Annotated in this window: 20 protein-coding genes; 7 read left to right on the top strand and 13 right to left on the bottom strand. The window is 58.1% G+C overall.

The genetic code is table 11. The features are described from left to right. Nucleotides 1-33 precede the first annotated feature (33 nt). From ACZ47E_RS23010 to ACZ47E_RS22990, 5 genes are all read right to left on the bottom strand, one after another. On the bottom strand, nucleotides 34-915 hold the full coding sequence (locus tag ACZ47E_RS23010) for a carbohydrate ABC transporter permease (RefSeq protein ID WP_022563101.1): 882 nt from the start codon (nucleotides 913-915) through the stop codon (nucleotides 34-36). Further along, a complete protein-coding gene (locus ACZ47E_RS23005) occupies nucleotides 912-2,000 on the bottom strand; it encodes a carbohydrate ABC transporter permease (protein ID WP_004445905.1) in 1,089 nt (362 codons plus the stop codon). Before ACZ47E_RS23005 ends, ACZ47E_RS23010 begins: the two co-directional genes overlap by 4 nt. A gap of 11 nt (nucleotides 2,001-2,011) precedes the next feature. Beyond that, entirely contained in the window at nucleotides 2,012-3,280 is a 1,269-nt protein-coding gene (locus ACZ47E_RS23000) for a sugar ABC transporter substrate-binding protein (protein WP_022563100.1), read from the bottom strand. A 152-nt stretch (nucleotides 3,281-3,432) separates the two neighbouring features. Then, the gene (locus ACZ47E_RS22995) at nucleotides 3,433-4,398 is read right to left on the bottom strand and encodes an MYG1 family protein (protein WP_022563099.1); all 966 of its coding nucleotides are present in this window, start codon (nucleotides 4,396-4,398) and stop codon (nucleotides 3,433-3,435) included. Nucleotides 4,399-4,557: 159 nt separating this feature from the next. Continuing rightward, nucleotides 4,558-5,025: an Lrp/AsnC family transcriptional regulator gene (locus tag ACZ47E_RS22990; protein ID WP_006697222.1), complete on the bottom strand. Its 468-nt coding sequence runs from the start codon at nucleotides 5,023-5,025 to the stop codon at nucleotides 4,558-4,560. A gap of 123 nt (nucleotides 5,026-5,148) precedes the next feature. On the opposite strand from ACZ47E_RS22990, the gene ACZ47E_RS22985 reads away from it, so the two are divergent. Further along, the gene (locus ACZ47E_RS22985; RefSeq protein ID WP_004445895.1) at nucleotides 5,149-6,432 is read left to right on the top strand and encodes a cystathionine gamma-synthase family protein; all 1,284 of its coding nucleotides are present in this window, start codon (nucleotides 5,149-5,151) and stop codon (nucleotides 6,430-6,432) included. A gap of 85 nt (nucleotides 6,433-6,517) precedes the next feature. Further along, complete coding sequence (locus tag ACZ47E_RS22980) at nucleotides 6,518-7,201, top strand: DUF2161 domain-containing phosphodiesterase (protein ID WP_022563098.1); 684 nt, start codon at nucleotides 6,518-6,520, stop codon at nucleotides 7,199-7,201. 110 nt (nucleotides 7,202-7,311) lie between these two features. Here the strand turns inward: ACZ47E_RS22980 and ACZ47E_RS22975 are convergent, their stop codons facing one another. Then, entirely contained in the window at nucleotides 7,312-8,208 is an 897-nt protein-coding gene (locus ACZ47E_RS22975; RefSeq protein ID WP_022563097.1) for a LysR family transcriptional regulator, read from the bottom strand. 105 nt (nucleotides 8,209-8,313) lie between these two features. Between ACZ47E_RS22975 and ACZ47E_RS22970 the strand changes: the two genes are divergently transcribed. From ACZ47E_RS22970 to ACZ47E_RS22955, 4 genes are all read left to right on the top strand, one after another. Next, a complete protein-coding gene (locus ACZ47E_RS22970; RefSeq protein WP_022563096.1) occupies nucleotides 8,314-9,396 on the top strand; it encodes a 4-oxalomesaconate tautomerase in 1,083 nt (360 codons plus the stop codon). 46 nt (nucleotides 9,397-9,442) lie between these two features. Further along, nucleotides 9,443-10,444, top strand: a complete 1,002-nt coding sequence (locus ACZ47E_RS22965; protein ID WP_022563095.1) for an ABC transporter substrate-binding protein — start codon at nucleotides 9,443-9,445, stop codon at nucleotides 10,442-10,444. A 63-nt stretch (nucleotides 10,445-10,507) separates the two neighbouring features. Next, entirely contained in the window at nucleotides 10,508-11,275 is a 768-nt protein-coding gene (locus ACZ47E_RS22960) for an ABC transporter ATP-binding protein (protein ID WP_060942253.1), read from the top strand. Next, entirely contained in the window at nucleotides 11,262-12,038 is a 777-nt protein-coding gene (locus ACZ47E_RS22955; protein ID WP_022563093.1) for an ABC transporter permease, read from the top strand. Before ACZ47E_RS22960 ends, ACZ47E_RS22955 begins: the two co-directional genes overlap by 14 nt. Nucleotides 12,039-12,218: 180 nt before the next feature. Here ACZ47E_RS22955 and ACZ47E_RS22950 read toward each other — a convergent pair whose 3' ends face one another. The 6 genes from ACZ47E_RS22950 to ACZ47E_RS22925 all read right to left on the bottom strand — a co-directional run bounded on the left by ACZ47E_RS22950 (nucleotide 12,219) and on the right by ACZ47E_RS22925 (nucleotide 18,370). After that, nucleotides 12,219-13,295 carry an ABC transporter ATP-binding protein gene (locus ACZ47E_RS22950; protein ID WP_022563092.1) on the bottom strand — a complete coding sequence of 359 codons (1,077 nt, stop codon included), beginning with the start codon at nucleotides 13,293-13,295 and terminating at the stop codon, nucleotides 12,219-12,221. Continuing rightward, on the bottom strand, nucleotides 13,292-14,119 hold the full coding sequence (locus ACZ47E_RS22945; RefSeq protein ID WP_004445880.1) for a carbohydrate ABC transporter permease: 828 nt from the start codon (nucleotides 14,117-14,119) through the stop codon (nucleotides 13,292-13,294). Before ACZ47E_RS22945 ends, ACZ47E_RS22950 begins: the two co-directional genes overlap by 4 nt. Further along, nucleotides 14,116-15,018, bottom strand: a complete 903-nt coding sequence (locus ACZ47E_RS22940; RefSeq protein ID WP_006697215.1) for a carbohydrate ABC transporter permease — start codon at nucleotides 15,016-15,018, stop codon at nucleotides 14,116-14,118. The genes ACZ47E_RS22945 and ACZ47E_RS22940 overlap by 4 nt, the downstream gene beginning before the upstream one ends. Before the next feature lie 108 nt (nucleotides 15,019-15,126). Further along, entirely contained in the window at nucleotides 15,127-16,359 is a 1,233-nt protein-coding gene (locus ACZ47E_RS22935; protein ID WP_022563091.1) for an ABC transporter substrate-binding protein, read from the bottom strand. Nucleotides 16,360-16,420: 61 nt separating this feature from the next. Beyond that, entirely contained in the window at nucleotides 16,421-17,323 is a 903-nt protein-coding gene (locus tag ACZ47E_RS22930; protein WP_022563090.1) for a sugar phosphate isomerase/epimerase family protein, read from the bottom strand. A gap of 12 nt (nucleotides 17,324-17,335) precedes the next feature. Continuing rightward, nucleotides 17,336-18,370 carry a Gfo/Idh/MocA family protein gene (locus ACZ47E_RS22925; RefSeq protein ID WP_022563089.1) on the bottom strand — a complete coding sequence of 345 codons (1,035 nt, stop codon included), beginning with the start codon at nucleotides 18,368-18,370 and terminating at the stop codon, nucleotides 17,336-17,338. A gap of 139 nt (nucleotides 18,371-18,509) precedes the next feature. On the opposite strand from ACZ47E_RS22925, the gene ACZ47E_RS22920 reads away from it, so the two are divergent. After that, nucleotides 18,510-19,544: a LacI family DNA-binding transcriptional regulator gene (locus ACZ47E_RS22920; protein ID WP_022563088.1), complete on the top strand. Its 1,035-nt coding sequence runs from the start codon at nucleotides 18,510-18,512 to the stop codon at nucleotides 19,542-19,544. Nucleotides 19,545-19,588: 44 nt separating this feature from the next. Here ACZ47E_RS22920 and ACZ47E_RS22915 read toward each other — a convergent pair whose 3' ends face one another. Further along, a complete protein-coding gene (locus ACZ47E_RS22915; protein WP_006697211.1) occupies nucleotides 19,589-20,203 on the bottom strand; it encodes a TetR/AcrR family transcriptional regulator in 615 nt (204 codons plus the stop codon). Nucleotides 20,204-20,315 lie beyond the last annotated feature (112 nt).

Below are 20,315 nucleotides of genomic sequence, written 5' to 3'. Positions count from 1 at the left end.
TGCGGTTTAAGATGCCGGGCAGCCTTCAAAACGCTATCCCTTTATCCCGCTTGCTGCGATGCTGGAGATGAAAAGTCTCTGCAGACACAGGTAAAATATTAGCACGGGCAGGGTAATAATGGTGAGATAGGCCATGACTTCACCCCAGGGCGTGTTGAGCTGGAAGAAATACTGCAGCCCCACCATAACCGGCCGGTAAGCCTCGGACTGCGTGACGAGAAGCGGCCATAGATACTGCTGGCTGTACATGACGAGAAACTTCAAGATCGCAGCTGTTGCGATCACCGGCCCGCTGAGCGGCATTACCACCTGTGCGTAGATACGCAGCCAGCTGGCTCCGTCGATACGTGCCGCCTCCAGTAATTCCTTCGGCAGATCCTTGAAATATTGGACGAAGAGAAAAATCGTCAATCCGTCCGCGATCCATGGAATGATCTGCACATGCCAGGAATTGAGCCAACCCCAGGTAAACCCGCCGCTGCCGATCCATGGCAGATTGTTAACCTCCAGCAGCAGCGGCACTGCAATCGTCTCAAACGGAATAATGAGCGTGGCGAGAATGATCGAGAAGAGAACGTCCTTGCCGCGCCAGTTCAAAAACGTAAAAGCGAAGGCGGCAAGCGAGCCGAGCAGCAGGGCGAGAAATACGGTGACGCCAGTCACCATAACGGAATTGAATATGAAGGTTGCAATCGGCGCCCGGGCGAAAGCCGCAGTATAGTTTTCGAGCGAAAGATCTCCGACCGGCAGGAAGGCTCGTATCGAAGTCGCATCGCTCAACAGCTGGTCGTTCGGTTTTAGCGATGAGAACCCCATGAACAACAGGGGCAGGATGAAGATCGCCGCGAAGGCGAGCATGAGCGCGTAATTGCCGATGAGAAAAACGGGACTTTTGCGGCGTCCGGCCTGCATCATTGCTTCTCCCTTGTCAGGTAGCGCTGGGTCAGCGAAATGCACAGGACAAGCAGGAAAAGGACGACAGAAATTGCGGAGCCCGCGGCTATGTCCTGCTGGCGGTATCCTCGCTCAACCGCCTGATAGACGATGCTCTGCGTAGAGTCGCGAGGCCCGCCTTTGGTCATCACATCGATCTGCGCAAAAAGCGCAAAAGCCTGCATGGTGATGACGATGATAACGAGCACCGCCGTGTTGCGCAGCAGCGGCCAGGTTATCATGCAGAACTTCTGCCAGCGGCTCGCGCCTTCAATGTCCGCTGCCTCGTAGAGATCGGGCGAGATGGTCTGCAGGCCGGAAAGCCAGATGACCATATGGAAACCGACGCCCTGCCAGACTGACATCACCAGAATGGCCCATAAGGCGGTATCGGTTCTGCCCAGCCAGTCGACAGGCTGGAAGAGCCCAAAACTCATATAGCTCAGAAGGCTGTTCAATAGCCCATTATCGGCGGCATAAATAAACCGCCAGAGAAGCGCCACCACGACCACCGACAAGACCACCGGCATGAAATAGATCGCACGGAAAATCGTGACGCCGGGGATTTTCTGGTTCACCAACAGCGCAAGAAACAGCGCTAGCGCCGCCTGAACCGGCGCGACCACGACCACGAAGGAAAGGGTGTTTACGACGGCGGTCAGAAATACGACGTCGCGTGCTAGAATGACGATCCGGTTCTCGCCCCAGCTGAAGTTCTTATATTCCCGCATTCCGTCCAGATGAGGATAGTCGGAGTTGTTGCGGGTGAAATTACGAATTCTCGGATAGGAGATGGAGCCATCCGCATCCCGGCTGATGCTTCCATCGGCCTGCCTTTCCGGCTTGAGCGTCAGCACGCCGACGCCCAGCAGCCGGCTGTAGTTTTCAAAGCCGACGAACTCCGTCGGGTTGGGAGATGTGAGCCGCTGGTTGGTGAAGGAAAAACCCAGCCCCAGCAGAAATGGTGTGATCAGGAAGAGCCCGATCAGCACCACCGCCGGTGCGGCCATGAACCAGCCCGTGAAGCTGTCCCGGGCCGGTTTTCCCTGTGAAGAAAAGAGCGCCATCGATCACGCCCCTATTTGGGTTGGTAACCGGAATTGCGTTCCAGATTGTTGTTTATCTCGTCCGTTGCATTATCGAGGGTGTCGGCCACATCCGCACCGTTGGCAATGTCGGAAAGAGCCTTGGAGAAGACCGGCGAGATGAAGGCGTAGGCCGGAGTGACAGGACGCAACGTACCCTGGCGTCTGGATATTTCGAAGAAAACTTCGAGCGGGCCGCCCTTCTTGTAATTCTTCGTCATCTGGGCTGCCGAGGGCGTGGCCGGGATAAGACCGATCGCATCCGAGAACTGCGCGAGATATTTGTCCTGGATGGCGAATTCGATGAAGGCGGAAGCGCCTTCGGGATGCTTGCTGGTGGCCGAAACACCAAACTGCCATGACCCCGCGCCGATTTTCGGACCCTGCCCGAAATCAGGCGCAGGCAGGAAAAGCAGATCGTCTCCGTATTTTTCCAGAGCCTTCACCGCAACCCAGTTGCCCATCCATTGCAAGGCGTGGCGACCTTCCAGAAATCCGGTTTCGTGGTCGGCGGGTGATTGCGATGTCCCGGGGGCAAGCTTCCTGGCGAACAGGGATTGCCACCACTCCCCGAACTTGACGGCATTGTCTCCATTGAGGAAGTCCTCGGCGGTTCGATAATTCTCCTTGTCGATCAGGCTGCCGCCGAAACTTTCCAGAAAGGGACTGAAGGCATAGCTGTACCATTCGGTTTTATCGGCCATGCCGAGATCGATGGCATATTCGAACTTGCCGCTGGCAGCGAGCTTCTCAAGGGCTGCGTTGAATTCCTCGCCGGTCCACGGCTGTTCAAGAGTTGGAATGCGGATACCGTTTTCATCGAGCACCGATTTACGGGCGAAAACCGCCACGGCAGCGTCCCACAGACCGACCGAATAGAGCTTGTCTCCCCACCGGCCCACGGCGCCGGGCAGGAAATTCGCAAGCTTTGCCTCGTCGATCTTCAGTGGTTGCAAATATCCGGACCACGCCCAGTTGGGCATGTTCGGACCGTCGACATCCAAAATGTCCGGCAGCTTGTTGGAAAGCGCAGCAGCGGTGACGGATTCATTATATGCATTCTGGGGGAATTCCTGAAGCGAGACCCGCCAGTCCGACTGGGACGAGTTGAAGTCCTCGATGATACCGGCCAGAATCTTACGTTCTTCAACATTGCCTGCGCCGTGATACCACATCGTCAGGTCGGTCTGGGCCAGTGCGGCGGTGGAAAAAAGCATCGACAGGGCAGTTGCTGCCCCCGCAAAAATGGCTCTGCTGGTCATAGATGGTCCTCCTCCTCACGAAGGGTAACTTCAACATCTACAGATTGTTCCGCAGAAATTTGCGTCCAGACGCTATGCGGAGAACCGCGTTTTAAAAAATGCAGACAGGATCGCGGATTTGCCCCGCCCGAACCGCATCAGCAGCCAGGCGTTCAGATCCCGCCATTTGACGGCTCTGTCGCCGGTGCATTGTTGCTGAAGGAGAGAGCCTCTTTTACCGCCAGTTCTGCCATGGCCAACGCGGCGTCGCGGGTCTTTGCAGCTGCGACAAACCGGCCGTTATGGCAGAAGCTCGCGCCTTCCACGCCACAAACCGCTTCCAGATCCTTGTCAGTCAGGCCTGCCCAGGCCGCCGGCAGATCCGCCCGCAACGCGAAGCCCTCGTCGGCGCGCCGGATACCGGTCAGGCACCAGTCGTTGTTACGCGGATGAACGACGAAGAGCAGATGATCGGCGCCTGCCTTCACGATGGCGGGCCGGAACGGCATTCCCATCGGCAACTCGAGAACATGCCCTTCGCCAGCATCCACGATAGCCTGCTTTACTAGCGCTTCGGCGCGCAACTTTGCGGCACTGTTGGTTATTTTTGCCTCAACGAAGCTGCGGGCAATGCCCAGCGCCGCGTGGAAATTGCGATTGTCCGCTTCGGGATCGGTGTCATCAAAAACGGGTTTCAGAGTTTCCAGCAGGACGGGCAGGGTCAGTCCGGCGAGCGGTCCGGCGGTCGAGGGGCTGAGCGCCCCATTGTCAACCAGGTCAACAGGCAACACAAAACCGGCATCGAAAGAAGCGTGAATGGTTTCGATGTGGTCTTCTGGAACGCCGAAGGCAGCAAGATAATCGCGGCCGAAATGCTTCCAGATCAGCCCGAATGAACTGTAGGGCTGTCCGTCATCGCGTAACGGCGCGCCGCGCTGGTGGTGGTCGAACATTCCTCTTGCTGCGTCGTAGGCGCCGCCCACGTCGTAGATGATGCGGTCCGCACCGGCAGCGAGCCATTCCGGTGCCCTGCTGCGGATGAGGCGGGCCTGCGGGAAAAGCCGTGTCAGCACAACGCTCGACAGAAGTTCATCGGCATGGAAGCCACCGGAATGGGTGACGAGGAAGTCCGGGTTCATGTCAGGATGTGCCTTGTTGCTTGCGGAAGAGCCGCCCGAGAATGGGGCACCTGATACCCTTTGCCGTACATCATCTCAACCCGCCACGACCCTAATTCGGATCAAAATTTCCCCCGGAAGGTGCGGACAGCATGCCGCCAGCGCGACATTGTCCGCGCGTTACGACGACCAGATGCGCCGCGTCTTGATCGTGTTCATGACGAAGCTGGTCTCGATGGTGTCCACGCATTTCAGCTTCGCGATCTTGTCCTTGATGAAACGCTCGTAATCCTCCAGTCCGCCGCACATGACCTTCAGCATGTAGTCCTTCGTGCCCGTGACAAGATGACATTCGAGAACCTCGTCCCACTCAAGAACCGCCGCTTCGAACATCCGGATTTCATCATCGTGCTGGCGGCTGAGGCGAATGGATGCGAGAGCGGTCATGGTCCATCCCTCGATCGCCGGGTCGATGATGGCGGAATATCCCTTGATGGCACCCATTTCTTCCAGGCGTCGAAGCCGGCGTAGACATGCGGATGCCGATAGCCCCACGCGCTCGGCGAGTTCGTTATTCGTGATCCGTGCATCGGCGGACAATTCCCGAAGTATTCGCCGGTCGATCGGGTCTGCAATTTTCTGCGACATAAATTACAATTCTCCGCAATATATTGCTTCATGGGGCATATAAACGCTCCAAAATGCAAGGCATTTTGACTTCATTGCGTGTAACCTGCAGGAAGTTCAACGCCAGCTGAGGGATCATCGGAAATGACCGCGCCGCATCCGTCCAAAACCCATATCGGCAACCATGCTCTTCATCCCGAAACCCAGATGCTCAATTACGGGTATGATCCGGAGTTGTCGGAGGGAGCCGTGAAGCCTCCGGTGTTCTTGACATCCACCTTCGTTTTCAAGTCGGCAGAAGATGGTCGCGACTTCTTCGATTATGTCTCCGGGCGCAAGGAGCCGCCGGAGGGCAGAGGCGCCGGTCTCGTCTATTCGCGTTTCAACCATCCAAACAGCGAGATCGTCGAGGATCGTCTTGCAGTTTATGAACGGACGGAGAGCTGTGCGCTCTTCTCCTCGGGCATGTCCGCGATTTCGACGACGCTTTTCGCCTTCGTGCGGCCCGGCGATACGGTGCTCCATTCCCAGCCCCTTTACGGCGGCACGGAAACGCTTCTCGCGAAGACCTTTCATAATTTCGGCGTGTCGGCAGTGGGTTTCGCCGATGGTGTCAGCGAAACCTCTGTCATGGCGGCGGCAGAGGAGGCGATGGCGAAAGGCAGGGTGTCCGTTATCCTGATCGAGACCCCCGCCAATCCGACGAACAGCATTGTCGACATCGCCATGATAGGCCGGGTCGCCGAGGTGATTGGCAAAAGGCAGGGGCACAGGCCGATCATCGCCTGCGATAACACGCTTCTTGGTCCTGTATTCCAGCGGCCCATAGAACATGGCGCCGATATTTCGCTCTATTCGCTGACAAAATATGTTGGCGGGCATTCCGATCTTATCGCCGGGGCGGCACTGGGGCGCAAGGATGTGATGAAGCAGGTGAAGGCCCTACGTGGGGCGATCGGCACGCAGCTCGATCCGCACTCGTGCTGGATGCTCGGACGTTCCCTGGAGACGCTGCAAATCAGGATGGAACGGGCGGACAGCAACGCCAGGCTTGTGGCTGAATTCCTGAATGCCCATCCCAAGGTCGAAAAAATCCACTACCTGCCATTCAGCGATCCGGCATCCGCGGTTGGCAAGGTGTTTGCCGCCCAATGTTCGGGGGCAGGATCCACCTTCTCATTCGACATTGTCGGCGGGCAGGCCGCATCTTTCAAATTTCTCAATGCGCTCAACATATTCAAACTTGCGGTAAGCCTTGGCGGCACGGAGTCCCTTGCTTCTCATCCGGCAACGATGACGCATTCAGGCGTTCCTGCCGATGTCCGTCAGCGTATCGGTGTGCTTGATTCCACGATCCGGCTGTCAATCGGCATCGAACACCCCGACGATCTTATCGCCGACCTGACCCTTTCACTGGATCAGGTCTGACGCTTCACGTGCCAACCAAGAGGTTGTCCTGTGCAGGCGGATCGATATATCTGGGGGTAGTATAGTCACGTGAACCTTCAGGCATATGGAAACTTCGCTTTATCTGCCCGTGAAAGATTTCCTCGAAGAGGCGGGTTATACCGTCAAGGGCGAAGTCGGCGGCTGTGATCTTGTTGGCCTGAGCGATGACGATCCCCCCGTCGTCGTCATCTGCGAGCTAAAGCTGAGCTTCAATCTGGAGCTCATTTTGCAGGCTGTCGATCGCGCGGCTATCGCAGATGAGGTGTGGATCGCCGCCCGGGTCTCTGCCAGGGGTAAGGGCCGCGAGGCTGACAGGCGTTACCGCGATCTTTGCCGCAGGCTCGGGATCGGTATGCTAGGAATCTCCGATGCCGGTGACGTCAGCATCATCGTCGGCGCCGTTTCGCCGATGCCGCGAACCAATCCGAAACGGCGGTCGCGGCTCATGCGGGAACACCAGAGGCGGCGGGGCGATCCCACGGCGGGTGGGAGCACGCGCATGCCAGTAATGACAGCGTATCGCCAGCAGGCGCTTGGCTGCGCCGTGGCGCTGGCGTCGGGTCCGATGCGCGTGCGTGAGGTCAGGTCCAATATACCCGATGCCGGGAAGATACTGCTTTCGAATGTTTATGGCTGGTTCGTACGACTCGACCGGGGAGTCTACGGTCTGACAGAGGCCGGACACGAAGCCCTGCAGCGGTGGCCACAGCAGGACGTGTCGGCAAAGGCTGTCGACGGGATTGTGTGAGGAACGGTCGGCTTCGAAGAAACCTGACGGCGAAAAACCTTTCCAAGACTTCAGGAGATCCGGATTGCGGGGTCAGGGGCCCTCCCGGGCATCCCCGACCCATCAGGTGACTACTGTGTCTTCCAGGTCTCCAGCAGCAGCCGGACGAATTTTTCCGCGGCGGGCGAAAGGGCACTGCTTCGCCTTTGTACAATGCCAATCGTACGGGAGACGATGGGATTGACGATCGGTCTGGTGATGAGAAATGGATGTTCGTCTTGCGGCGTGGCCAGCCGCGGCAGAACGGAAATCCCCAGCCCGGCTTCGACCAGCCCGAGCGACGTATTGAGATGAGTCACCTCATAAAACCAGTTCAGCTTTAGATTGTGTCTCGCAAGCGCGCCGTCTAGAAGGGTCCTGTTGCCGCTCGAACGGTCCACGACGACGAGCGGATAGGCTTCCAGCTGATTCCATTCAATCGTTTCGAAATTTGCCAACGGGTGATCTTTCCTCATCGCCAGCACGAACGGGTCATCGATGAGCGGTTCGAATGACAGTTCGGGATCGGAATTGCCCATCAAGTTGATGCCGAATTCCACCTCGCCTCTCGCAACCGCCTGCAGCCCCTCATTTGCCGTCAGATCCCTGATGCGCAGCCTGATATTTGGATATTGCTGACTGAAGGTCTTGATAACCGTGGGAAGAAAGTAGAAAGCGGCGGTGGGAACGCAGGCCATCGTGATGAGGCCGCGCCGTTGCGCGCCATCTTTCATGGCGAACAGCGACCCATCGAATTCTTCCAGCATACGCCGGACAAGCGGCATCACCTCCTGGCCCATGGCGGTGGGAGCGACATGTCGAGTCGTTCTCTCCAGAAGCGGTGCGCCGATGGCCTGCTCCAGCTTCTGGATGCGGCGGGTGAGTGCCGGCTGGGAGATATGCAGCGCCTCCGCTGCCCTGTGAAAGCTCTCAAGCTCAACTACGGATTGAAATGCGCGCAAATCCAGTATTTCGCAATTGATGCTCATTTCGCAATAAACCTCCAAAACATTGCATTTAACAGATTAGACTCTTTTGCCCATATTGCAACAACGCGGCGCATTGATCCGCAAAATGCAAGATTGAGGCTAATCATGAACGATCTGATGAAGATACCCTGTGTGCTGATGCGCGGCGGAACGTCTCGCGGACCGTTCTTTCTGGCTTCCGATTTGCCCCGAGATCCGGCGGCAAGGGATGCGGCTCTGCTGTCCATCATGGGCTCAGGCCATCCGCTGCAGATCGACGGTATCGGCGGGGGCAATCCGGTTACGTCGAAGGTGGCGATCATCGGACCTTCCACGGTCGCCGGCGCCGATATTGATTATCTGTTCGCACAGGTGCGCACCGACAGGCAGCATGTCGACTATTCCCCCAATTGCGGAAATATGCTGGCCGCCGTCGGTCCCTTCGCGATTGAGGCGGGGCTCGTGCCGGCGCAGGGTAACGATACGCTTGTCAGGATTCACAACGTGAATACCGGCAAACTGATCGAGGCGAAGGTGCCGACGCGGGGCCGCGAGGTAATTTATCTTGGTGACGCATCGATCGACGGTGTTCCGGGTCTTGCGGCACCCATCGCATTGACATTCATGGATGCAGCCGGCGCGAAAACCGGCAGGCTGTTGCCGACCGGAAAACCCGTCGATGTGATCGACGGGGTGGATGTAACGGCGATAGATTGCGCCATTCCGATGGTTCTCATGCGGGCAGCTGATCTCGGCGTCACCGGCTACGAAGATCCGCAATCGCTCTCCGCCAATCGAGACCTGATTGAACGGATGACCCGCATACGCATCGAGGCTGGAAAGATGATGGGGATGGGAGACGTTCGGGATATGGTCATTCCAAAGCCGGTGCTCATTGCGCCGGCGCGGCGGGGTGGAACGTTTTCGGTCAGGTATTTCATGCCGAACGAGTGCCATCCTGCCCTCGCGACAACCGGCGCTGTCGGCATCGCGACGGCGGCCGTAACGGAAGGCACCGTCGCCTATAGTGCGGCAGGAGGGCTTTCCGTGCCGAACCAGATCCGAATCGAACATCCCGCAGGCCGTCTGGATGTACAGCTGGAAATGCGAAACGGAGCCATAACAGCCGGACTTGTAAGGACGGCGCGCAGGCTGTTCGAAGGCTTTGCCTTCGCCAAGCCGATGGCTGCGATTGAAGACGCAGCATAGACAAGGCCATAGTGGCTAAAATATCGCGAAACGGGAGGAGACCCTCATGCGTAAATACCTGCTTGCAACGGCTGCGCTCTGTGCGCTGGCGGCAACCGCCAATGCCGAATCTGTCAGAATGAGCGTCGGCTCATACAACCTCAACAACCTGCCTTTCCCCGTTGCGGCCAGCCTCGGCTTTTATAAGGAAGAGGGGCTTGATGTGACGACCGAGAACTTTGCCCAGGGAGGCTCGAAGGTGCTACAGGCGCTCGTCGCCGGCTCCACGGACGTCGCCGTCGGTTTTTATGACCACACCATTCAGATGCAGTCCCAGAACAAGCACGTCGTGGGCTTCGTTCAGCTCGCCCGCAACTCGGGTCTGGTTCTTGCAGGCAAGAACGATACTGACTTCGATCCCGCAAAGCCTGAGACGATCAAGGGCAAGAAGGTCGGCATCACCTCGCCGGGCTCTTCCTCGGACTTCTTCATTCGCTACTATATGAAGCAGCACAATTTAAGCGACAACGATATCTCCATCATTGGCGTCGGCTCGGGTGCTGCCGCCGTTGCGGCCCTGCAGCAGGGCAAGATCGATCTGCTCGTCAATTATGACCCGGCGGCCACGATTGTCGTCGAACGCGGGCTGGGCAAAATCCTCATCGATGCACGCAGCGATCAGGGCGCAAAAGATGTTTATGGCGGCATCTATCCGACCTCCGTGCTTTACGCGACCCAGGAGTATATCGACGCGAATCCCGAAGTGATCCAGAAGGTCACCAATGCCACGGTACGGGCGCTGCACTGGATGAAGCAGCATTCGGCGGAAGAAATCGTCGAGAAGCTTCCTGACGACTTCGTGTCCGGGGACAAGAAAACCTACATCAAGGCCGTCGAAGCCGCGAAGGCTATCTTCTCCGAAGACGGCAAATTCGAGCCCGGCGATCTCGAAACGCCGCTTGCCGTTCTCAAGACCTTCAACGAGGCAGTGGCAAAGGCGTCGATCGACCTCAACACCACCTATACCAACAAGTTCGTCGAAGCCGCGGCTTCGAAGGCTGCAAACTGAGAGGCCGCCATGTCATCCCCAGTCAGAAAGCTAGAGCCAGTGGCGGACTTCAAACCACAGCCCATGGTCGCGATTGAGAACGTCACCATGGCATTCGGTGCGTTTGTTGCAGTCCAGGACGTTAACCTCAAGGTCGGCGATGGCGAGTTTCTTTCCATTGTCGGGCCCACCGGGTGCGGAAAGTCGACCATCCTCAATGCCATTGCTGGCTTGCTGAAGCCCGCGCAGGGCACGGTTTCCATCGACGGTTCAGCGGTCCAGGGCGTGCAGAACAATATCGGATATCTGTTTCAGCAGGACGCCCTCCTTCCCTGGAAGACCGCATTTCAAAATGTCGAGCTTGGTCTGATGTTCCGGGGCGTTGCCGAGGACGAGCGGCGTGCCAAGGTCACGGCATGGCTTGAAAAAGTCGGCCTCAAGGGTTTTGGCGACCGTTTTCCGCATCAGCTTTCCGGCGGGCAGCGTAAACGCGTACAGATGGCGCAGGCGCTGATTACCGAGCCGAAGGTCATCCTGATGGACGAGCCCTTCTCGGCACTCGATATCCACACCCGCCATCTCATGCAGAACGAATTGCTGCGCCTGTGGCAGGAGGATCGCCGGGCGGTGGTCATGATTACCCATGATCTGGAGGAGGCTATTGCGCTCGGAGATCGGGTCGTCGTTCTGGCTGCGGGTCCGAAGAGCCGTGTCATCGAGAGCTTTCCCGTCGATCTCGAACGACCCCGCAACGTCGCTGAAATCAAACTCGATCCGAAATTCATGACGCTCTATCGCGATATCTGGGCGTCCCTGCGCGGCGAAGTGGAGAAAAGCTATGCAAGCCGTTAATGTTCGTATCATCCAGGTCGTTCTCCTGGTCGTGCTTCTTGGCGGATGGCAACTCGGTGTGTCCTCCGGCGTCATTGATCGCTTCTTCTTTCCCGCACCCTACGATATCGTCAGGCAGGTGATCGACTGGGTTGCGGATGCCGGCTTCTACAAGCATGTCGGCATTACCCTCAGCGAAACCGTGCTCGGTTATCTCATCGGCACCGGTCTCGGGGTGGGCGCTGGCGTCTGGCTGGGCCTCAGCCCCTTCGTCGCCCGCGTGCTCGACCCGTTCATCAAGGCGGTAAACGCCATTCCCCGCGTCGTCCTGGCTCCGATATTCGTTCTCTGGCTTGGCCTCGGTCTGTGGTCGAAAGTTGCCCTTGCGGTTACACTCGTCTTTTTCGTCACCTTTTTCAACGCCATGCAGGGTGTGCGCGAAGTAAATCCGGTCGTGCTGTCAAATACCCGCATCCTCGGGGCGCGGCGCACGGATCTACTGCGTCATGTCTATTTTCCCGCTGCGGCGAGCTGGATTTTGTCGTCGCTGCGCACCTCCGTCGGCTTTGCGGTGGTTGGCGCGATCATCGGAGAGTATCTTGGGGCTTCTGCAGGCCTCGGCTACCTCATTGCCCGGTCGGAAGGCAATTTCGATGCGGTCGGCGTTTTCGCAGGCATCATCATCCTTGCGGTCTTCGTCCTCATCATCGACCTCATTCTCGATGTCGCAGAGAAAAGGATGATCACGTGGAGGCCCAACGCAGGCGAAGAGCGGCCTGCATGAGGTCGGGGTAGCTGAAATACAGCGGGGCAGCCATTTGGCTGCCCCTTTTTTTGAACCGTCCCGGCGACATGGACCATGGCCTTTCCACATTGCATAGCAGAGCTTCGAGTCCGGGGCTGGACGATCGGGGATCGTCAAACCGAAGATGATCGGCGTCCCGCTTCGCTGCGGTTCACCGGTTTACAGGCCAGCGCCTGTCTCTTCATCGAAGAGATGCATATCGGACGGGTCAACGTCGAGGCCGATGACCTCGCCGGCCTTGACCGGGCTGCGGCCCTGTATCGCAATCACCAGTTCCGTGGATGTGCCGAGTGTCAGGAAAGTTGCCGAGCCCGTTGTCTCCACAGCGGAGACGGGCAGTGTCAACGCCGCTCCCGTTGCAGTAGCGGGGCTGATATGTTCGGGCCTGATGCCGACGATGAGATGTTTGCCCGGCTGCAGGGGGGCGGGGCTCCTGATCGACTGCAGGGGTTCACCGTCGCCGAACCGGAGCTGGAGCGATGCGCCATCCGGACTCACGGTCGCCGGGATGAAGTTCATGGCTGGGGAGCCGATAAAGCCTGCGACGAAGCGGTTGACGGGATGGTCATAGAGCTCCAGCGGTGTCCCCTGCTGCTCGATTACCCCGTCACGCATCACGACGACATGATCGGCCATGGTCATCGCCTCGATCTGGTCATGGGTGACATAGACCGAGGTGGCATGCAGGCGGTCGTGGAGGGCGCGGATTTCCTTGCGCATGTGAACCCGCAGGGCCGCATCGAGGTTGGAGAGCGGCTCATCGAAGAGGAAGGCCTGCGGATTACGGATAATCGCCCGGCTCATGGCGACACGCTGGCGCTGCCCGCCAGAGAGTTCTCGGGGATAACGCTTCATGAGCTTGGAAAGCCCCGTCGTGGCGGCAACCTCTTCCGCGGCCTTGCGGGCTTCCGCCTTGGCGACACCACGCATGCGCAGCGAATAGGTGAGGTTTTCCTCGACCGTCATATGCGGGTAGAGCGCATAGGACTGGAATACCATCGCCACATCGCGCTTGCGCGGCGGCACACCGTTCATCAGCGTGCCGGCAATGCGCATGTCACCGGCCGAGATGCTCTCCAGCCCGGCAAGCGAGCGCAGAAGCGTGGACTTGCCGCAGCCGGATGGTCCCACAAGGGCAACAAAGGTGCCCTTCTTGATGGAAAGGTTGATGTTCTTCAGGGCATGGAAAGCGCCGTAATATTTGTTGACGCCTGATAGTTCGATCTGAAGGGTCATTTGAGCGCTCCTGATGTCAGGCCGGATACGATGCGGCGCTGCAAGAGAATGAAGAGGGCGAGAATGGGCGTCACATACATGGTCGCATAGGCCATGATGTTGTTCCATTCGCTGGTGTTGGGCCCCATGAAGGAATTCAGGCCGACGCTGGCGGGCTGCAGTTCTGCCGCCTGGATCATCGATTTGGAGTAAACGAACTCACCGAAGGCCTGCATGAAGATGAGAATGGCGCTGACGAGGATGCCGTTTCTGGCAAGCGGCAGCACGATATTGAAAAACGCGCCAACCCTCGAGTTGCCGTCTACGAGCGCTGCCTCCTCCAGTTCCTGCGGCACGGCCATGAAGGTGGCGCGCACCAGCACAACGAAGAAGGGCATGCTTTTCGCCGCAATGGCGAGGATGACCGACAGGCGTGGATAATCCAGAAGCCCGAATTGCGAGAAACCGACGAAGATCGGCGTGATCATCAATGAAGCTGGAAGGACTTGCAGCATCAGGATGAGGAACAGGCCGATATCCACCCAGACATTGCGATAACGGGCCAGCACATAGGCGCAGCCGACGCCGAGGATGGTGATCAAAAACACCGCACTCGAAGCGATCAGCACCGAATTCCACAGGTAACGGCCCATGTTGCGGCTGTTCCAGACATAGGCATAGGTCTGCCATTGTGGTTCACCAGGCCAGAAGGAGGGCGGGTTGGCGAACATCTCCGAGCCGCTTTTGAGCGAGGTCAGATACATCCAGTAGAGCGGGAAGAGGTAGATGATGGCAAGAATGATGGCGATTGCCAGCATCAGGCGGTTACGGTTGTTGATGCTCATCCGCGTACCTCATGCCGTGTGGAGCGCACATAAACGATGGAGGCCAGCATGACGAAAACGATCATGATGACTGAAATCGTCGCGCCCTTGCCGAAGTCATATTGCCGGAAGGACAGATCCCAGGCCCAATATTGCGCCACGTTGGAACTGTTATTGGGTCCGCCATCGGTAATGGCGGCAAATAGATCAAATTGCTGCAAGGTGAAGATCAGCCCGAGCGAGATGATCGCGCCGATGGTGGAGCGCATCATGGGCAGCGTGATGGTGTAGAAGCGCTGCCAGGCGTTGGCGCCATCAAGCTCGGCGGCTTCGTAAAGATCGCCGGGAATGGAGGCGAGGCCGACGGAAAGGAGGATCATGTTGAAGGAGGTGCCGAGCCAGATATTGGCGATCACAACCGCCCAGAGCGAAAAATTCGCATCCGAACGCCAGAAAATATTGCCTGATATCAGTCCGCTTTCGCGCAGGAAGAAGTTCAGAACCCCGAAGTCGCCGGACAAAATCCAGTTCCAGATGGCACCGACAACGAGGCCGGGCATGACCCATGAAACGAGGAACAGGCCCCGCAGCCAGGTGGCGCCGGGGAAATTGACCCAGAAAAACAGAGCCAGACCGAAGCCGATGACAAATTGCCCCGCTATGGAAGCGACGACAAAGGTTACCGTATTCATCAGGATGGGCCAGGTTTCCGGCTGCCGGAACAGATCGACATAGTTCTTGAAACCGACGAACGGGCGCACGAAAGTGCCCAGGCTGAACATGTCGACTTCCTGAAAGCTCATGACGATGTTGTAAAGCAGGGGTAACCCCGCCATCACGAAGAGGAAAGCCAACGGAAAGGCGACAAGGGCGATATCGAAACCGCGACCATCGCTGATGCTGGAAAGCAGCTTTTTCATAAGAAATCCTCGCAAGCTCCGCTCGGGGCCGCCGCCGCTTATCACGGCAAGCGACCCCACCGGGAGGAACCCTGCGGATGGGGCCGGACATGCCGGCCGCCTCCCTGATCAGCCATCGACGAGCTTGATTTTCTGTGCAGCCTGGTCGAGTGCGTCCTTCGGAGACATCTGTCCCGTCAGCGCGGCCTGAATGGCATCCTGAATGGCCTTCGAGATTTTCGGCCATTCGGGCGAGGGGCCACGCGGCTGTGCATATTTGAGCTGCTCGACGAAGGTCTTGAGCGCTTCATCCTTCAGCGCATTGCCGGTGGGCGGTACGGGAATGTCCGAACGCGCCGGCAATTGGCCAAAATTCTTGAACATGTCCTTGTCCTGCGAGACAAAGAACTCGATCGCCTTGAAGGCCTCTTCAGGATGTTTGGTCTTCGAGAAGATCGCCCAGTTATAGTCCCCCATGGCCGATGAGCGCGGCGCATCGGGCGCCGGAACCGGCAGCAGCGTGACGCCCCAGTCGAACTTCGCGTCCTTCAGCATGCGGTCGATTTCCCATGGGCCCGAAATGACCATGGCGGCGTTGCCGGCGTTGAAGGTCGCGGTAGAATCCCACTGGCTGCGTGTCAGCGTATCGGGCGAAGCCAGTTTTTCGTCCAGCATCAGCTTCCACGTCTCGAGCGCTTTCACGGCTCCCTCGGTGTTGATGTTCTTGTAGGTGGCGCCAGCCATCTGCGCCCAGGGCAGGAACTGGAATGTGCCCTCCTCATTCGCCTTGGCGCTGAAGCTGATGCCATAGACGTTCTTGGAAGGGTTGGTCAGTTTGCGTGCCGCGTCAACCAGCTCATCCCAGGTTTGCGGCGGCTTTGCCGCATCCAGCCCGGCGGCCTTGAACAGATCCTTGTTGTAATAAAGAGCGATCGTGTTGGTCGCCTTCGGGACGCCGAAATATTTTCCATCCCACATCACCGATTTCAGCGGGCCGGGGAAATAATTCTCCGTCTTGATGACATCGGACTTGGCTATCATGTCGGTCACATCGAGGAAGGCTCCGCGTGCGGCGAACATGGCGTGGTTGGGGTTGTCGATGGCGATGATGTCGGGCGCATTGCCGGTCGAATAGGCGCGCATGGATTCGCTCACCACGTCATCGAACTGCAGTTGCCGGTATTCGATCTTGATGCCGTTATTGAGCGCGTTGAACTCCTTGATGAGATTTGGAGCAGGCTGGATATCCCGGTCCAGCGACCACAAGGTCAAAGTCACGTCCTCTGCCTGTGCCGCAATCGCGCCGGCGGACACGCCCGCCAACAGAAACACGCCGGCCATCATGCATTTTGCGATACCCATAATCTCCTCCTCTTGGTTATCGTCTCTGCAATCTCGGGAACCTTCTCCCAAAAGGTTTCCGTTATGTCGGATCGACGACGAAATCGCCGCCTCGGCATTTTTTCAGATAGTTCAGGCCATGCACCTGTCCGGTCATTTCCAGCGCATCGCGATAGACCGGGTCATGCCAGCCTTCGATATCGATCGAGCCGGACCAGCCGGCGAGGCGCAGCTCGGAAATAATGTCGGTCCAGTTGCTGTCGCCGAAACCCGGCGTGCGCATGAAGACGAACTTCTCCTTGCCGAAAATGCCGTGCTCGCGGATGACGTCCCATCGGATGGTCGCGTCCTTGCCATGCACGTGGAAAATTTTCTTCGCCCATTTGCGGATCTGCGGTAGCGGATCGATCAGATAAACCATCTGGTGGCAGGGTTCCCACTCGATGCCGATATTCTCGTCCGGCGTTTCGTTGAAGATCAGTTCCCAGGCATCGGGATTATGGGCAATGTTCCAGTCGCCCGTCTGCCAGTTGCCGTCCATGGCGCAGTTTTCAAAAGCGATCTTTATGCCCTTGTCGGCGGCACGCCTGGCAAGCTCGCTCCAGATTTCCTTATATCTGTGCAGGCTCTCCGGCAGCGGCCTGCCGCGCAGGCGGCCGGTGAAACCTGCCACGCAATTCGCACCGAAATGATGGGCGTTGTCGATGCAATCCTTCCAGCCCTGCAATGTCTGAAGGTCGATATCGGTTTCTTCCAGCGGATTGCCGAACATGCCGAGCGTACTGATGGTGATATCGCGGTCGCCAATTGCTTCAAGGCAGCGCTTGCCGAGTTCGGCAAGGTCCTGACCGTTGGTCGTCTGCCAGAAGAAGGGCTCGAAGCTTTCAAAGCCTAGATCGGCGATCTGCCCGATACGTTCGGCCGCCTGACCCTTGGTGGCGCTGACCATAGTGCCGATGCGGATGGATGTTGCCGGATTGCTCACGTCTGTCGGTCCTTATGCTGCAATGGAAACGCGCTGGCCAAGGCGCGCGCTTTCGATCGCGCCCATCACCATTGCGAGGCTGTTGATATTGTCGAAGGAGGCTGTTTCCGGCATCTCGCCGGTACGCATGGATTCGAGAAATGATAGAATGACGCTGGCATGGCCGCGCGTGTCCTTGTCTGACACGACATCGGAAACGTTTACGGTCTTGAAGCCACGCAGAAGACCCTGTTCGTTGCCAGCCACCGAGGCGGAAAAACCGTCTTCGCCATCCCAGAGAATCATGCCTTTGGAGCCGATCAGCCGCCAGCGTGCTTCCCAACTTGTCCGCTCGCCTTCAGCGCACCACGAGCCGCGATAGGTGAAGACGACATCGTTGGAGAACTCGAAAATCGCGTTGGCGCTGGCCCCATGCGCATACCATGAGCCCGCCGGGTTCTTCTCCACACAGAAGACGGAGAGCGGCTTTTGATTGGCGACGAAACGGGCCGCGTCGAAGGTGTGAATTGCCATATCGAGAAGCAGGACGTTTTTCATCTCCTCGCGAAACCCCCCGAAATGCGGCCCCAGGAAGAAATCGCAATGGATGGCGGTCAGATCACCGATGACGCCTTCCTCCAATGCGCGGCGTAGACGTCTGATGCCGGACACGAACCGACGGTTTTGCACCACGGCGTGAATTTTGCCGGCTTTTTTCGCCAGTTCCACCAGCGTCGCGGCTTCCTCCATCGAGGCTGCAAGCGGCTTTTCGCTCAGCACATGGCATCCAGCCGCGAGACCGGCTTCGACTACGGCAAAACGCGCCTGGGGGATGACGATGTCAAAAAGAATGTCGGCTTTCGTTTCGGTGAGAACCGCGCGAAGATCGGTGCCGATGACCGCGCCGGTGAGGGCGAATTCCTCGGCAAGCGCGCGGGCTGTGCCCTCGTTCAGGTCCACCAGACCTGCGATCCTGATTTCGCCGGCGATTTCCGGCGAGGACTGGATGGCGCGCAGCCAGCCTTTGGCCATGGCTCCGCACCCGCATAAAACGGCATTAAAAGTCATCTCATCTCCCCGGACTCTTTCGCAAACTCCTCTTTGCGCAGAGCGTCGTAAACGTTTACGAGACTATGCCGATGATGTTAGATATGTCAAGACCATCAAGTGGCGCGCAGATTGCGGGCCGGGATTTGGAGGGGAGCGCATGAAAGGAATTCGCCAGCTTGCCGATTACCTCGAGATATCGATCGGCACTGTTTCCCGTGCGCTGAACGGCAAGCCCGACGTGAACGAAGAGACACGGCGCCGCGTTCTCGAGGCTGCGGAAAAACTGGGTTACGTCGCCAACCAGTCAGGCCGCAGCCTGCGTCAGGGAACGACCAATGTCATTGGCCTGATGACGGGCAGCGACGCGCAGACGGTGGAGAACGCCGACAACTTCTTTCTCGGCTTGACGGATGGCCTGCAAAGCGTGTTTTCCGGTCACAACCTCGATCTCATCGTTCTGCCTTGCCCGGGAGAAGAGGACCCCGACGAATATCTCAAGCGTATGGTGGCGCGCCGCATGGTCGATGCGATGATCATTTCCGCCACCCGGCGAATCGACAGGCGTGTCGATTTTCTCAAGCAGAATCGGCTTCCATTCGTGGCGCTCGGGCGGACCGCCTCCAGCACGGATCATGCCTGGGTGGATCTCGATTTCGAGGGCGTCGCGAAAAGCGCGATCGATCGCCTCGTGGCCTCCGGGCATCGTTCGATCGCGGTAGCCGCGCCCGACAGCGATATCAATCTCGGGCATGTGTTCCTTGATGGGTACAGGCGTGCGCTGGACAATAATGGCATCACTTATGATTCCTCTTTGGTCATCCGGGCGAAATCGAGCGAGCAGGGCGGTTATCACGCCGCCAGCGAATGGCTGCAGATGCGGCCTCGGCCGACGGCGATTGTGCTGATCTATGAGTTGATGGCCGTCGGTCTTTATCGTCGTCTTGCGGAAGCGGGGCTCGAACCGGGGCGGGATCTCGCCGTCATCGGATTTCGTGACGGCCCGCGCGGACAGTTTCTCGAACCGCGCCTGACAAGCTTCCGCATGTCGCTGCATGATCTCGGCGTTACGGTGGCGCAGACTCTTTTGTCGACAATGCCGGCCTATGCGCCATTTTATCCCGCCCAGGCCCGCCATTGCATATGGCCGATGGTGCTCGTGGCGGGGGAGAGCGATCCAGGTCCGGTATCGTAGGTCAGCCAGGTGGGGTTCCGCGGCGGGCAGGATGTTTTGGCTGCTCAGGGGAGCAGGCCGTTCATGAGCACGTCGAGGTGAACCTTGATGACGGCCTCCTTGTCCAGACTGCGCCGGTCGTCGAAAATCAGCCTGAAAACCAATGTTCCGACCATTGGTGACATGACGACATGCGCAAGTTCGGGCGCGTTGGCCCTGAATCTCTTTTTCGCGACACCTTTGTCCAGGATAGCATTGATGCGGGCGAGCACCGGCGCCATCAGAATATCATGGTGGTGGTCTATCAGATCCGGAAACTTGGCTCCCTCGGCCACGACGAAACGAAAGAGTTCCCGCATACGCCGGTCATCCACCAGTGTTTCGAACAGGAATTCGAGAAGCAGGCGAAGCTCCTCGACGGGATCGTCGGAGGTGCGTTCGTAGGCCTCGAATGCCTCTTGGAACGGTCTGCCGACGTGCTCGATCATCGCGGCAAAAAGGGCTTCCTTGGTTTCGAAATAGACATAGACCGTGCCTTTCGTCACTCCCACCCGGTCGGCAATGTCTTCGACCCGCGTTGCCGTAAATCCCCTTTTGGTGAATTCCTCAAATGCGGCGTCGAGAATTTGCAGCGGACGTTGTATCTTCTGTTCTGCACGTGAGAGTTTCGTTTTCGCCATTACCCCGGATCCTTACATATTGTCGGCGCGTGCCCTTATACCCGTCGTGATCGGCGGAAATAACAGGTGGTCTGCCTATCGCACCAGTGCAAAAACCGGAACCGATTTCCGC

Source organism: Agrobacterium sp. 5Ca39, from assembly GCF_055382365.1.
The sequence above is the reverse complement of the archived record's forward strand: the minus strand, read 5'-3'. Positions and strand labels throughout refer to the sequence as shown.